Raw genomic sequence first — 13,719 nt, forward strand, 5'->3', positions numbered from 1 at the left:
ACATGCATGAACCGCGTCTGAATCGCGCCCTGCGCGACATGCTCAGGCGCCAGCGCGTGGCCAGCCTGGGCACCCTCAGCGCCAAGGGCGAGCCATTTGTGTCGATGGTGCCATTTGCCATTGACCCCAAGGCTGCCTGCCTGGTCATTCACGTGAGCCTGCTGGCGCCGCACACGCGCAACTTGCTCACCAACCCCGCGGTATCGCTGATGGTGATGCAGCCCGAAACCGCGGATGAGCCGGTGCACGCCCTGCCGCGCGTTTCCATGGATGGCACAGCCGCGCGGCTGCAGCCCGAGAGCCCCGGCTGGCAGGACGCGCGCCAAGCCTATCTGGCGCGCTTTCCGGAGGCCGAGGCCATGACGCAGCTGGGTGATTTCAGCTTTGTCGCCATCTACCCCAAGGCGGCGCGCCAGGTGGCTGGCTTTGGCGCAGCCCGGCCGCTGGAAGCCGACGAACTGGCCAGTCTGCTAAGGCCTTTGTGAAGGGGCCGCGGGCTTTTCCTGGCCGTTGTTGATGAACGCCACCATCATGCGCGCCACCGCCACGCCGTCGTGCCCCAGGGCCAGTCCCTGGGTGCAGGACTGGTACTTTTCCTCACCCAATTGGGTGCGACGCTTGTTGAGCAAAAAAGCGCTGTAGTCTTCGACAAACTCGGGGTGAGGCTGCACGCAAAACACGTGGTCATCCACCGCAAAGGCCGCCACCGGGCAAAAGTCGCTGGTGGCCAGCAGCCTGGCGCCACTGGGCAAGTCAAACACCTGGTCCTGATGGCTGGCCAGCAAGGCCACCTCGTGGCGGCCCTGCGCCTGCGGTAAATCAGCTGCCAGCCATTGGTACTGCATGCGTCCAGCGCCCCAACCCTGCGGCGCGCGCGCCACTTTCGAACCCAGGCAGAGGGCAATCAACTGGTGGCCAAAACAAACGCCAATGAGTTTCTTTTTGGTCCTCAACAGCGCCTCCACCTGTTCCCTGAGCTTGAGCACCCAGGGCTCCTGAGAGAAAGAATCAGCCTTGCTGCCGGTGAGCAGCACTGCGTCGTAGCCATCAAACGAGTCCGGGTACTCGCCCCTGACGGTGTTGAAAATGTCAAATGTGCCCTCGGCCCCGGCCTGGCGCAACAGGCGCTCGAACATGGCGCCATAGCCGATGTAGGTTGACTCAACCGCGGGGTCCAGAAAATCATTATCAAGAATACAGAGCTTCATGGCTGGTCACCTTTGGGGTGAGATTTTTGATCGGACCGAGGCGGGTGCCGGTGGCCGTGCTTGGCGGGCCCATGCGCTGGCGCGTGCGTAACCAAGCCAGCGTCCGCCTTTTTACCCAGCCTCGATTCAGTTCCCTTGATTAGCCGGTTGATGTTCTCGGCATGCCGGTAGAGCAAAAACAGCGACATCACCGCCACACTCAATGCCACACTCTTGCTCATCATCCACAGCCCGCCATTGCCCAGCACGTACACCACCGGGGCCAACAGTGCTGCCGTGATGGAAGCCAGCGAAGAAAAACGAAAGACAGCCGCCATCAGCAGCCAGATCAGGGCCACGGCCAGCCCCAGCCAGCCGCTGAAACCCAGCAACACGCCCAATGCCGTCGCCACGCCCTTGCCACCGGCAAATTTGAAAAACACCGGAAACACATGGCCCAAAAATGCGGCCAGGCCCACCAGCGCCATGGTTCCGTCGCCCAGCCCGTAAGCCGAGCCGTACCACTTGACCAGCATCACCGGCAACCAGCCCTTGGCCGCATCGAGCAACAGCGTGAGGATGGCGGCCGCCTTGCTGCCAGAACGCAGCACATTGGTGGCGCCCGGATTTTTACTGCCAAAAGTGCGCGGGTCACTCAAGCCCATGGCGCGGCTGACAATGACCGCAAAAGACAGCGACCCGACCAGGTAGCCGGCCAACACCGCCAACAGCGGCAAAAAACTCTGCATGGATTCCAAATCAACTCCTGGATGCCCAAAGGCTTGGGCGCAATGGCGCTATTTTGCCAGTGTCAGGTCAACACCTCGGCCAGCGCGCACTGCACCGGTTTGGCAGCCAGCAAGGTCACGCACACTTGCGGATCAATTCCCACCAAATAACCGCGCCGTCCGCCGTTGATCAAGATTTTGGGCAACGCCAAAATGGTGGACTCAACATACACCGCCATGGCGCGCCGTGTGCCAAATGGCGATGTGCCACCCACCAGATAGCCGCTGTGCCGGTTGGCCACCTCGGGCGCGCAGGGCTCCACCGACTTGGCGCCGATCTGGCGCGCCAGGTTTTTAGTCGACACTTTCCGGTTGCCGTGCATCAACACCACCAGCGGCTTGGCGTCCTGGTCTTGCATGATGAGGGTTTTGACCACATGAAAAGGATCCCAGCCCAGTTCGGCCGAGCTGTGCAGCGCACCGCCATGCTCCAGATACTCGTAAGGGTGCTCGCTGAAGGCGACCTGATGGCGCTTTAAAAGCTGGGTTGCCGGGGTTTCGCTGACGTGCTCTTTTTTGGCCATACGTTTTTTCCAGCCAGGTGACTGGGTTTACTTCAACTCGTACTCAAAGGTACTCACCACCCGCAACCGCTTCAGGCGCGAGCTGCCGTTGTCAAAATCATTGCCATCGTCGCCGGTGATGCGAATCACGCCTTGATTGGCATTTTTCAGCGGACCAAGTTCGGCGCCCGCTTCGGCAGCAAACTTGGTCGCCTGCTCACGGGCGTTGCGTGTGGCCTCAGCCAGCAGCGGCGCCTTGACGTCGTTAAAGCCGCGCAACTGAAAGCGCGGACCGCTTTGCCCGTTGCCCTCGCCGCCCAACTGCACGCCAGCCTGAATCAATGGATCAACCGCGCGCGCCGCAGCTTCGACATCGGTCACCCGCGCCGACTTCACCAGCACCTGGCCGGTGCCGTTGAAGCGCAACGGCTGATTGCCCTGCGCGTACTCGCGCGCAAAGAGGTCTTGCACCTGCAGCGGCCTGGCCTCCACCTCTGCATCGGCGAAACCGCGGGTTTTCAGGAACGCCATCACCTTGTCGCGGTCTGCCGACAGCGCCTGCTGCACGCCGCCAAAGTCGCTGCCCGCGCGGCGAAAGGACAGTGTCCAGACCGCAAAGTCGCTCTGTACTTCCATTTCGGCCAAGCCCTTGACCGTGACCGAACGGTCCGACATGCGAAAGCGCTCCAGGCCATGACCCACGGCAAAACCGGCGATGGCAATGCCCAGGCCCACCAAAAATGCGGCCATCAGCCGAGGGAAAAATTGGTTCATGAGGTGCTTCCTATTCAGGTCATTCACGCGCGAAGGCCCGCCCTACTGCGCCGGGTCGCGCAATTCCCAGCGAATGGCGTCAATCTGGGCCAACAGGTCTTTTGAAAGCAGCGTGCCCCAGGCGTTCAGACACTCGTCAAGCTGCGCCACCGATGTGACACCAATGATGGTGCTGGCCACTTGCCACTTGGTGTAGCAAAAGGCCAGTGCCAACTGCAGCGGTGTCAGGCCGTGCGCTCGGGCCAATGCACTGTAGCGTTTGGCCGCAGCCAGCGCCTCTGGGCGACCCCAGCGCTGCTTGCGTGAAGACTCAAACTTGGTCAACCGGGCCTGTGCCGGTGCGCCGTGGCCGGTCAAACCTGTGCTGTCATATTTTCCCGTCAGCAAACCAAACGACAACGGCGAATAAGCCAGCAGCGACACGCCCAAGTGATGCAAGGTTTCATCCAACGCGTTTTCGACACTGCGGTTGAGCAAGCTGTAGCAGTTTTGCACCGTGGCAACGCGCGGCAGACCATACTGCTCAGCCAGCCGCACAAATTCGTGCACCCCATACGGCGTCTCGTTCGACAAGCCCACGGCGCGCACCTTGCCGGCTTGAACCAGCTTGTGCAAAGCCTCCAGCTGGGCGTGAATGGATGTGCCTTCGTCCGCTTTGGGTTGGTAATAAATGCCGCCAAACGCGGGCACGCTACGCACCGGCCAATGAATCTGGTACAGGTCAATCACATCGATCTGCAAACGCTTCAAGCTGCCGTCACAGGCTTGCAGAATGTCGTCGACGGTCAAATCCGGGCTGCCACCGCGAATCCACGGCATGTTGCGCGACGGGCCCGCCACCTTGGTCGCCAGCACCAGTTTTTGCCGGGCGCCCGGGCGCTTGCTGAGCCACTTGCCAATGATTTTCTCAGTGGCGTTGAAGGTTTCGGCACGCGGTGGTACCGCATACATTTCGGCGGTGTCGATAAAGTTGACACCACGCTCGAGCGAACGGTCCAGGATGTCAAAGGCCGTGGCCTCGTCGACCTGCTCGCCAAAGGTCATGGTGCCCAGGCAAATTGGGGTCACTTGCAGGTCGCTCTGACCCAGTTGAATGCTTTTCATGTTGCTTCGATTGCGATCAGGCAGCCGCCTTGGCAGCACGGCGCACAGAGGAGCCAACCTTGACCTGTGCCGTGCCCTCAATCACCGCTGCCCCATTGACGCTGCAAATGGTTTGCAGCAGCACGCGGCAGCGCGCCTCGTTAATTTCAAGCACCTGCACGGTGGCATTAACCGTGTCACCAGGGCGCACCGGGTTAAGAAACTTCAAGCTTTGCTCCAGGTAAACCGTGCCCGGCCCTGGCAGGCGGTTGGCCAATACCGCCGAAATCAGGCTGGCAGACAACATGCCGTGGGCAATGCGGCCCTTGAAAGGCGTGCTGGCAGCATATTCTTCATTCAGGTGAACCGCGTTGACGTCGCCCGAGACGCCCGCAAAAATCAGAATGTCGGCCTCCGTGATGGTCTTGGCAAAGGTGCCGGTCATGCCGACTTGCAGGTCTTCGATGTCGTAGCCGCTTTGTTCATTCATGGTGTTTTCTATCTTTTCATGCCGTGTAAATTTGGGTCAAAAGCTTGGCTGCGCGCATCAGTATCGGCCAGGTGTCAAGCAACGTGGCCAGTGGCAAGCGCCTGAGCCCGCGCCTCTTCCTGCAAGCGCAGCACGCGGCGCTGCACCTTGCCGGTGGTGGTCATGGGCAGGGCATCCAGAAACTCGATCTCCTTGGGGTATTCATAGGGCGCCAGTTTGTCCCTGACGTGGGTTTGCAGTTGCTCCACGAGTTCAGCCTCAAATTGCGCCTGCGTTCCCGGGTAGCTCGCGCGGGCAGCCAGAAAATCTGGCGCCAGCACCACAAAGGCCTTGACCACCGCGCCGCGTGCGGCGTCGGGCTTGGGCACCACTGCCACGTTGGCCACGGCCGGGTGCTTGACCAGGCAGTTCTCGATCTCACCCGGGCCGATGCGGTAACCCGCTGACTTGAACACGTCGTCACTGCGGCCCTGGTACCAAAGATAACCCTGGGCATCCCGGCTGGCCAGGTCGCCGGTGCGGCACCAGTCCCCGGTGAACTTGGCCAGCGTGGAGGCTGCGTTCTTCCAGTAGCCCAGAAAGAAAATGGGGTCGGGCTGACCGTGGATGTCATGGCGATTGACCGCCACGTCACCCGCCACGCCCTCGGCACACTCGTTGCCGTAATCATCGATCACCGCCAGCCGGTGGCCGGGGTAGCCCATGCCCATGCTGCCGGGCTTGGGTGGCCATAGGGCAGCGCAGTTGCCCACGATGTAGTTGATCTCGGTCTGGCCAAACATTTCATTGACCGTCACGCCCAATTGCGCCTGGCAGTAGTCAAACACCGCGTCCCCCACCTCCTCGCCGGCGCTCATGATGGCTTGCAGCTTCAGGTCAAACTGCTGATTGACCGTCTGGCTGGCGCTGCCCGGGAAGGCCTTCATCATGGCCTTGAGCGCGGTCGGGAACAAAAAGGTGTGCGTGACACGGCAGTCGCGCAGCAGTTCCAGCGCGGCTTGCGGGCTGAAGCGGCCATTGAACGCCACGATCGGGCGGCCAAAATAAAGAGAGGGCAACAGCGCGTCCATCAGACCGCCGGTCCAGGCCCAGTCAGCCGGACTCCAGAAGATGGCTTGCGAGCCAGTTGGCACAAGGTCGGGGTTGGTCAACCCGCGCAAGCGCTCAACGGGTTCGGCTTGCGCGGCCATCTCAAAGCCGAACCAGTTCTGGCTGCATAGAAAACCGGTCAGGTTGCCGATCAGCGCCTGGTGCGGTAGCAACGCACCCTTGGGGTTTCCGGTGGTGCCGCTGGTGTAAATCAAGATTGCCGGGGCGTCGGAGCGTGTGGCCACCATGGCAAACTTGTTGCTGGCAGCCCCAAGCGCCTTGGCATAGGTTGTATCAGCCAGGTGTTGCGTCGCCATGTCGAGCCCCACCCCCAACACCTTGCGCAAAGCCGGGCATTGGGTACGAACTGCCTGCACATTGGCCAGCGTCTGTGCGTCGCCAATGGCCACCACCGCGGCGCTGTCCTGCAGCCGAAACGCCAGCGCCTCCGGGCCGAATAATTGCGACAGCGGCATCGCGACGGCGCCCATTTGCAGCACTGCGATGTAGGCCACGGCGGTTTCGAATCGCTGCGGCATCACGATGGCAACCCGGTCACCCGGCTGCACGCCCATGCCGACCAGCGCGTTGGACAGGCGATTGGCCCGCTCTTGCAGTTTGGAAAAAGAGTGGGATGTGCTTTCAGCCCCGGGCTGGCAGGTCTGGACAGCGATGTTGTTTGCGGTGTTTGGCTGCGCTGCCCAGCGCGCGCAACAGGCTTGCGCCATGTTGAAATGCACCGGCACCTGCCAGGCAAACGCGCCGTGCAATCTGGCGTAGGTGTTTGGGAAATCCCAGGCGCACACCACGCCACCGGACTTTGGCCCAGCTGCTTTGTCGCTGTATTGACTGACTGTCATGGCGATGACTCCTTATGATCCGTCAAATGTACCCAATCCAGAGAATTTCCCATAGCGAGTTTGCCCCTATTCGCGGTCTCAATTACCACGTGCGGCGCTGGGGCCATCCCGCTGCAGGCAAAACGCCGCTGGTGCTGCTGCACGGCTGGATGGACGTGGCAGCCAGCTTCCAGTTTGTGGTCGATGCCCTGGCCGGCCAGCACTTTATCATCGCCCCGGACTGGCGCGGCTTTGGCCTGACCCGGTCTGGCGGCGCCGACGCGTTCTGGTTCCCCGATTACCTGGCCGACCTTGACGCGCTGCTGGACCACTACGCACCGGGCCAGGGCGTTGATCTGGTCGGCCACAGCATGGGCGGCAACGTGGCCATGATCTACGCCGGGGTGCGGCCCGAGCGGGTGCGCCGGCTGGTCAATCTGGAAGGCTTTGGCATGCCAGCCACCCGGCCGGAACACGCGCCTGGCCGGTATGCGCAGTGGATGGACGAGGTCAGGCGGCTGCGCGGCGGTGCGCTGCACCTGAAAACCTACGATTCCCGCGAGGCTGTGGCGCGCCGTCTGATGAAAACCAACGCCCGCCTGGGCGCCGACAAGGCACACTGGCTGGCCGGCCACTGGGCGGCCGAGTTGACTCCCGGCCAGTGGTCCATTCTGGGCGAAGCGGCCCACAAGGTCACCAGTGCCCAGCTTTACCGGGTTGATGAGGTGCTGGCCATCTTCCGCAATATCAAGGCCCCGACGTTGATGGTGGAGGCCGAGGACGACAGCATGGCACATTGGTGGAAGGGGAAATTCACCCATGCAGAGCACCGCGAGCGCATGAACTCGGTGGCCAATCTTGAGATTGTGCAAGTGCCTGACTGCGGCCACATGCTGCACCATGACCAGCCGCAGGCCGTGGCCGCCTTGATTGAAGGCTTTCTTTAACCCAGCCAGACTGGCTCAGCCATAAAAATCAGTGGCGTTTAAGTTTTGGCAGTGGTAGGCTATTTGCCGGGAACATATTCCAGTCATTACCCGAGGAGGTCATACATGAAGAATGCATTGACATCACGCCCCTGTCACCCCCCAAACACTTGGGCCAGACCTTTGGCTGCGGCGGCCGTGCTTGCGTGCTGCGGGGTAGCATCAGCCCAAAACCAGGTGGTCAAGCCGCCTGTGGCGCAGTATTGGATGGATGTGGCAACGATCTCCATGGCAGGCATGGACGACCTGCCCGACATGGGCGCCCTGGGCGGATTGCTGGGTGGCATGGCCGGTATGCCTGGCTTGGGCGGCGTCAGTTTTGGCGCCACCCGCGGCATGATGCCCGGCCGCTGGCTGGACCTGGCGGTTCAATCACAACGCAAGCCTGCCGGGCCCGAGGCTGTTCAGGCCATTCCGAGCGGTCAGGGCATGGGCCCGAGCCTGACGCTATTGCCCGTCAAGGCGCAAGCCGAGCGGCCAGGCCAGCGCGGTGGCAGCGTGGACGAAGTGCCTGAGCAACCCAAAGGCCGCATTCTGTTTTACTGGGGCTGCAGCGACAGCGTGCGCCCCGGCCAGCCGCGCATTCTGGACTTTGCCAAAGCTGGCGTTGAGGATTACGGTAAGTTCATGATGGGCCGCGCCACGCGCGACACCGGCGCCAAGGCCATTCCCGGGCACGCGGTCTGGCCCAACGAGACACACCGCCAGAAAGTACCGCCGCAAGCCTCCCTGGTTGGACAGCACGCACTGACCGGCGACGGGTTGCCTGCCAGCCTGCAATTTGCCGTTGGCCAGCAGCAGGATTTCATGCCCAAACTGGCCCTGATCAGCCAGGGTGGCGGGGCTGGCGCCACGAGGCTCAGCTGGCAAAGTCTGCCCACCGCGCAAGCCTATTTTTTGAACGCCATGAGCGGCAGCGACAACGCGGGCGCCACCGAGATGGTGATCTGGAGTTCATCCGAGGTGCCTGAGCCGGGCTGGGGCCTGATGGACTACGCCAGCAACGCCAATGTGGACAAGTGGCTCAGGGAAAAGGTCCTGCTGCCCGCCAACAAGACCGATTGCGCCATTCCAGCCGGAATTTTTGCCAAAGCCGAAGGCGCCATGTTGCGCGGCATTGCCTATGGCCAGGAACTCAACCTGGCGCATCCACCCCGCCCCGCCGACAAGCGCATTGCCTGGGAACCGGAGTGGGCGGCCAAGATTCGCGTCAAAGCCATGACCATGGTCATGCTGGGTGAAGAAGCTGCCGCAGCGGGATCTGGCAGGCCTGCCCGCAGCCAGACAGAAGAGGCGGCACCCGCTGACTCGGGCAACAAACCGCCCATCGGCATTCCCGGCCTGCCAGACGTGGGCAAAGCCCTCAAAGGCCTGTTTGGGGGCTGAGTTGGCCCAATGATGAAGGAGATGCTGACGACGTGAGAAAATGCCGGGTTATTTGACAATTCATCAAAATCAGGACCCGCATCATGGAAGCAGAACGCATCAACGCCCTTGGCACCCAATTGGCCGATTTGACCGCCCGTACCCTTGAATTACGGGGGTATCTTTGACTACGATGCCAAGTTTGAACGCCTGAGAACCGTCAACGCCTCGCTCGAAGACCCCAGCGTCTGGAACGACCCCAAGCGCGCCCAGGAGTTGGGCCGGGAGAAAAAAGCGCTCGACGGCGTGGTGGTGACCATCAGCGAATTAGAGAGCGAACTCGCGGACAACACCGAACTGTTCGAGATGAGCAAGGAAGAAGGCGATGAGGCCGGCCTGCATCACATTGAAGAAGAAGTCGCCAAGCTCGAAGACATCGTCAAGGGCCTGGAGTTCCGCCGCATGTTCAACAACCCGGCCGATCCGCTGAACTGTTTTGTTGACATCCAGTCTGGCGCGGGCGGCACCGAGGCCTGCGACTGGGCCAGCATGCTGCTGCGCCAGTACCTGCGCTACTGCGAGCGCAAGGGCTTCAAGACCGAGATCGAAGACGAAACGCCGGGCGACACCGCCGGCATCAAGGGCGCGTCGTTCAAGGTGGAGGGCGAATATGCCTTTGGCCTGCTGCGCACCGAGACTGGCGTACACCGGCTGGTGCGCAAAAGCCCGTTTGACTCGTCGGGTGGCCGCCACACCAGCTTTGCCAGCGTGTTTGTCTACCCCGAGATTGACGACTCGATCGAGATCAATATCAACCCCTCCGACGTGCGCACCGACACCTACCGTGCCAGCGGCGCCGGTGGCCAGCACATCAACAAGACCGACTCGGCGGTGCGCCTGACCCATCTGCCCACCGGCATTGTGGTGCAGTGCCAGGACGGTCGCAGCCAGCACGGCAACCGCGACATCGCCTGGAAGCGCCTGCGCTCCAAGCTGTACGACTTCGAATTGCGCAAGCAGCAAGAAGAGCAGCAAAAGCTCGAAGACGGCAAAACCGACGTGGGTTGGGGCCACCAGATTCGCAGCTATGTGCTCGACAACAGCCGCATCAAGGACCTGCGAACCAACTACGAGACCTCAGCCACGCAGAAGGTGCTGGACGGTGATTTGGACCAATTCATTGAAGCCTCCTTGAAGCAGGGCGTTTGATGGCTGCTGCCAAAATCCCGGGCCGTGTCGAAGCCCTGATCTTCGACATGGACGGCACCATGATCGACTCGATGGGTTACCACGCCCAAAGCTGGGAGATCTTTGCCCGCCAGCACGGCCTGAGCATTGAGATTGACGACCTGATGCGCCGCACCACCGGGCGCACCGGGGCCGAGTGCATGCGCGAACTGTTTCAGCGCGACCTGGCCAACGACGAGGCCTGGGCCCTGATAGCCAAAAAAGAGCAGATTTACCGCGAGCTGTTCGGCCCGGTGTTTGCCGAGGTGGCGGGCTTCAAGGCGTTTTATGCGCAAGCCCTGGCTCTCAACTTGAAGCTGGGCGTGGGCACAGCCGGTGACCAGCACAACATTGCTTTCGCCATGTCGCACCTGGAATTGACACCTGCGCCGCAGGCGATTGTGGGTGGTGATGAAGGGCTGCCGGGCAAACCCGAACCTGCCATTTTTCTCGAAGTCGCCCGCCGGATGAACGCCAGGGCTGCGGGCTGCATCGTTTTTGAAGACGCCCCGTTTGGCATTGAAGCGGCGCGTCGCGCCGGCATGCAGGCGGTCGCCATCTGCAGCGCCCATTCAGCCGACCAACTGGCAGGCCCCCACGTGATCGCCGCAGCGCGCGATTACCATGAACTCTTAAATTCGAATTTCCTGGAGACTCTGCATGTTGCCACTTCGTGACGCAAACGCCCCCGCCGCGGTCATTCGCCGCGCCGACTACACCCCTCCGGCCTATTGGATCGATACCGTTCATCTGAACTTTGACCTTGATCCCGTCAAGACGCGCGTGCTCAACAAAATGACACTGCGCCGCAACCCCGACGTGCCGGCCCAGGCGCTGCGCCTGGACGGCGACGAGCTGAATCTGGCGCGCGTGCTCGTCAATGGCGCAGGCACCTCGTTCAAGATGGACGCAGGCCAGCTGGTGCTGGAAAACCTGCCCGATTCCGAAAGCTTTGAACTCGAGATTTTCACCACCTGCGCTCCCGCCAAGAACACCAAACTGATGGGCTTGTACGTCAGCAACGAGTCGTTTTTTACCCAATGCGAGGCCGAGGGTTTCCGGCGCATCACTTATTTTCTGGACCGCCCCGACGTGATGGCCAGCTTTACCGTGACGCTGCGTGCCGACAAAGCCAAGTACCCGGTCTTGCTCTCCAACGGCAACCTGCTTGAGAGCGGCCTGCTGGACGACGGGCGCCACTTTGCCACCTGGGTCGACCCGCACAAAAAGCCCTGCTACCTGTTCGCACTGGTGGCGGGCACGCTGGTGTGCCGCGAGCAGCGCATCACCTCGCGCGCCGGCACAGACCACCTGCTGCAGGTCTACGTGCGCCCCGGCGACATGGACAAGACCGAGCACGCCATGAACTCGCTGGTCAACTCGGTCATTTGGGACGAAGCCCGCTTTGGCCTGCCGCTGGACCTGGAGCGTTTCATGATTGTGGCCACCAGCGACTTCAACATGGGCGCCATGGAAAACAAGGGCCTCAACGTCTTCAACACCAAGTACGTGCTGGCCAACCAGGCCACCGCCACCGATGTCGACTTTGCCAACATCGAGAGCGTGGTCGGCCATGAGTATTTTCACAACTGGACCGGCAACCGCATCACCTGCCGCGACTGGTTCCAGCTCAGCCTGAAGGAAGGCTTGACGGTGTTCCGCGACCAGGAATTCAGCATGGACCTGTGTGCTGACGCGTCAGCCCGCGCCGTCAAGCGCATTGAAGACGTGCGCGTGCTGCGCACGGCGCAGTTCCCCGAAGACGCCGGCCCGATGGCGCACCCGGTGCGGCCCGACAGCTACATCGAGATCAACAACTTCTACACCGTCACCATCTACGAAAAAGGCGCCGAGGTGGTGCGCATGATGCAAACCCTGGTCGGGCGCGAAGGTTTTGCCTTGGGGCTGACGCTGTACTTTGCCCGCCACGATGGCAGCGCCGTGACCTGTGATGACTTTGCGCAGGCCATTGCCGATGCCAACCCCGAATCTTCGCTTGCCAAACTGTTGCCACAATTCAAGCGCTGGTACAGCCAGGCCGGCACGCCCCGACTGGCAGCCACCACACACTATGACGCTGCCGCACACACCTATACCCTGAACTTTGTTCAAAGCTGCCCCGCCTCGCCGGGCCAGGATGCGAAGGAGCCGTTTGTGATTCCGGTCAGCTTGGGGTTGGTTGGCGCCCATGGCGGTGCCGCCCTGCCCATGAAATTGCAAGGCAGTTCAGTTGCTGCCGGTGGCAGCCACCTGTTCGTCATGACGCAGGCCAAGGAGTCGATCACGTTTGAGGACGTCACGGAAGAACCGGTGCCATCGATCCTGCGCGGTTTCAGCGCCCCGGTGATCATCGACTTTGACTACACCGACGCCCAGTTGCTCACGCTGCTGGCCAACGACCCCGATCCGTTCAACCGCTGGGAAGCCGGCCAGCGCCTGGCCTTGCGCAGCGCCATCCAATCCGTCAAGGCGGCAGGGCCTGCGGCGAGCAGCCTCGATGCGGCTTTGGTTTCGGCCATGCGATCGGTGCTGCGCCACCCCACGCTGGACGCCGCGTTCAAGGAACTGGTGCTGACACTACCGTCAGAGACCTACATCGCCGAGCAGCTCGACGTGGTTGATCCGCAGCGCATCCACGCGGTGCGTGAAGCCATGCGTGAGCAACTGGCGAGCGCGCTTTTGACCGACTGGCAGTGGGCCTATGAGGCGCATTGCCAAAACGGCGGCTACCGCCCCGACACCCTGTCCAGCGGCCGCCGCGCGCTGGCGGGCCTGGCCTTGTCGATGCTGTGCCTGGCAGCCCGCGCGTCAGCCGATGCAGTGTGGCCCGGCAAAGCCTACCAGCGCTTCAAGGATGCCGACAACATGACCGACCGCTTCAATGCCCTGAGCGCCCTGGTGCACACCGGCCATGCGCTGGCCACACCCGCGCTGGCACGTTTTCACAGCCTGTTCAAGTCAGAAGAACTGGTGCTGGACAAATGGTTTGCGCTGCAGGCGGGCTGCACCGACCGCGGCGGCCAGGTGCTGCCGGCAGTGCGCCAGTTGCTCAAGCACCCAGACTTCCACATTCGCAACCCGAATCGCGCGCGCAGCGTGATCTTCAGCTATTGCAGTGCCAACCCGGGCGCGTTTCACCGTGCCGACGCAGCGGGTTATGTATTTTGGGCTGACCAGGTGCTGGCGCTTGATGCCATCAACCCGCAAGTGGCCGCGCGCCTGGCACGCGCGCTGGACCGCTGGAAGAAATTGGTCGAGCCCTACCGCAACGCCGCCTGCGAAGCCCTCAAGCGCGTCGCGGCCAAATCTGACTTGAGCAACGACGTGCGCGAAGTGGTCAACCGCGCTTTGGCAGATTAACATCGGCCTGTTGTTGCAGGCCACGGTC

At 62.0% G+C, this 13,719-nt stretch carries 13 protein-coding genes; 6 read left to right on the forward strand and 7 right to left on the reverse strand.

Annotated elements, in window-relative coordinates; translation table 11 throughout:
- Positions 1–2 precede the first annotated feature (2 nt).
- Positions 3–485: a pyridoxamine 5'-phosphate oxidase family protein gene (locus tag GPS82_RS01465; RefSeq protein ID WP_296490346.1), complete on the forward strand. Its 483-nt coding sequence runs from the start codon at positions 3–5 to the stop codon at positions 483–485.
- On the opposite strand, the gene GPS82_RS01470 is transcribed toward GPS82_RS01465, so the two are convergent.
- From GPS82_RS01470 to GPS82_RS01500, 7 genes are all read right to left on the reverse strand, one after another.
- Entirely contained in the window at positions 471–1,208 is a 738-nt protein-coding gene (locus GPS82_RS01470; RefSeq protein WP_296490347.1) for an amidotransferase, read from the reverse strand. The two genes, GPS82_RS01465 and GPS82_RS01470, sit on opposite strands and share 15 nt — an antisense overlap.
- Positions 1,205–1,936 carry a glycerol-3-phosphate 1-O-acyltransferase PlsY gene (gene plsY, locus GPS82_RS01475; protein WP_296490348.1) on the reverse strand — a complete coding sequence of 244 codons (732 nt, stop codon included), beginning with the start codon at positions 1,934–1,936 and terminating at the stop codon, positions 1,205–1,207. The genes GPS82_RS01470 and plsY overlap by 4 nt, the downstream gene beginning before the upstream one ends.
- Positions 1,937–1,998: 62 nt before the next feature.
- Entirely contained in the window at positions 1,999–2,499 is a 501-nt protein-coding gene (locus GPS82_RS01480) for an aminoacyl-tRNA deacylase (protein WP_296490349.1), read from the reverse strand.
- A 27-nt stretch (positions 2,500–2,526) separates the two neighbouring features.
- Positions 2,527–3,252, reverse strand: a complete 726-nt coding sequence (locus GPS82_RS01485) for an SIMPL domain-containing protein (protein WP_296490351.1) — start codon at positions 3,250–3,252, stop codon at positions 2,527–2,529.
- Positions 3,253–3,294: 42 nt separating this feature from the next.
- On the reverse strand, positions 3,295–4,356 hold the full coding sequence (locus GPS82_RS01490; RefSeq protein ID WP_296490353.1) for an aldo/keto reductase: 1,062 nt from the start codon (positions 4,354–4,356) through the stop codon (positions 3,295–3,297).
- A gap of 16 nt (positions 4,357–4,372) precedes the next feature.
- Positions 4,373–4,825, reverse strand: a complete 453-nt coding sequence (locus GPS82_RS01495) for a MaoC family dehydratase (protein WP_296490355.1) — start codon at positions 4,823–4,825, stop codon at positions 4,373–4,375.
- Between the two features lie 74 nt (positions 4,826–4,899).
- The gene (locus GPS82_RS01500; protein WP_296490357.1) at positions 4,900–6,774 is read right to left on the reverse strand and encodes an AMP-binding protein; all 1,875 of its coding nucleotides are present in this window, start codon (positions 6,772–6,774) and stop codon (positions 4,900–4,902) included.
- Positions 6,775–6,800: 26 nt separating this feature from the next.
- Between GPS82_RS01500 and GPS82_RS01505 the strand changes: the two genes are divergently transcribed.
- The 5 genes from GPS82_RS01505 (at position 6,801) to pepN (ending at position 13,691) form a co-directional block, all read left to right on the forward strand.
- Positions 6,801–7,700 carry an alpha/beta hydrolase gene (locus tag GPS82_RS01505; protein WP_296490359.1) on the forward strand — a complete coding sequence of 300 codons (900 nt, stop codon included), beginning with the start codon at positions 6,801–6,803 and terminating at the stop codon, positions 7,698–7,700.
- Positions 7,701–7,805: 105 nt separating this feature from the next.
- Entirely contained in the window at positions 7,806–9,125 is a 1,320-nt protein-coding gene (locus tag GPS82_RS01510) for a hypothetical protein (RefSeq protein ID WP_296490361.1), read from the forward strand.
- Between the two features lie 83 nt (positions 9,126–9,208).
- A protein-coding gene (prfB, locus tag GPS82_RS01515; protein ID WP_296490362.1) for a peptide chain release factor 2 occupies positions 9,209–10,313 on the forward strand; the annotation gives its coding sequence in 2 pieces (ribosomal slippage) (positions 9,209–9,289 and positions 9,291–10,313; 1,104 coding nt in all).
- Positions 10,313–11,008, forward strand: a complete 696-nt coding sequence (locus GPS82_RS01520; RefSeq protein ID WP_296490363.1) for an HAD family phosphatase — start codon at positions 10,313–10,315, stop codon at positions 11,006–11,008. Before prfB ends, GPS82_RS01520 begins: the two co-directional genes overlap by 1 nt.
- Positions 10,992–13,691, forward strand: coding sequence for an aminopeptidase N (pepN, locus tag GPS82_RS01525; protein ID WP_296490364.1), 2,700 nt, complete (start codon positions 10,992–10,994; stop codon positions 13,689–13,691). The genes GPS82_RS01520 and pepN overlap by 17 nt, the downstream gene beginning before the upstream one ends.
- Positions 13,692–13,719: the final 28 nt, after the last annotated feature.

Origin of the sequence: Rhodoferax sp. (genome assembly GCF_011391645.1) — a bacterium.
Taxonomy (GTDB): domain Bacteria; phylum Pseudomonadota; class Gammaproteobacteria; order Burkholderiales; family Burkholderiaceae_C; genus Rhodoferax.

Coding starts and splice junctions, on each gene's coding strand:
- GPS82_RS01465 (WP_296490346.1), top strand. CDS start 3: ATGCATGAACCGCGTCTGAATCGCGCCCTGCGCGACATGCTCAGGCGC.
- GPS82_RS01470 (WP_296490347.1), bottom strand. CDS start 1,208: ATGAAGCTCTGTATTCTTGATAATGATTTTCTGGACCCCGCGGTTGAG.
- plsY (WP_296490348.1), bottom strand. CDS start 1,936: ATGCAGAGTTTTTTGCCGCTGTTGGCGGTGTTGGCCGGCTACCTGGTC.
- GPS82_RS01480 (WP_296490349.1), bottom strand. CDS start 2,499: ATGGCCAAAAAAGAGCACGTCAGCGAAACCCCGGCAACCCAGCTTTTA.
- GPS82_RS01485 (WP_296490351.1), bottom strand. CDS start 3,252: ATGAACCAATTTTTCCCTCGGCTGATGGCCGCATTTTTGGTGGGCCTG.
- GPS82_RS01490 (WP_296490353.1), bottom strand. CDS start 4,356: ATGAAAAGCATTCAACTGGGTCAGAGCGACCTGCAAGTGACCCCAATT.
- GPS82_RS01495 (WP_296490355.1), bottom strand. CDS start 4,825: ATGAATGAACAAAGCGGCTACGACATCGAAGACCTGCAAGTCGGCATG.
- GPS82_RS01500 (WP_296490357.1), bottom strand. CDS start 6,774: ATGACAGTCAGTCAATACAGCGACAAAGCAGCTGGGCCAAAGTCCGGT.
- GPS82_RS01505 (WP_296490359.1), top strand. CDS start 6,801: ATGTACCCAATCCAGAGAATTTCCCATAGCGAGTTTGCCCCTATTCGC.
- GPS82_RS01510 (WP_296490361.1), top strand. CDS start 7,806: ATGAAGAATGCATTGACATCACGCCCCTGTCACCCCCCAAACACTTGG.
- GPS82_RS01520 (WP_296490363.1), top strand. CDS start 10,313: ATGGCTGCTGCCAAAATCCCGGGCCGTGTCGAAGCCCTGATCTTCGAC.
- pepN (WP_296490364.1), top strand. CDS start 10,992: ATGTTGCCACTTCGTGACGCAAACGCCCCCGCCGCGGTCATTCGCCGC.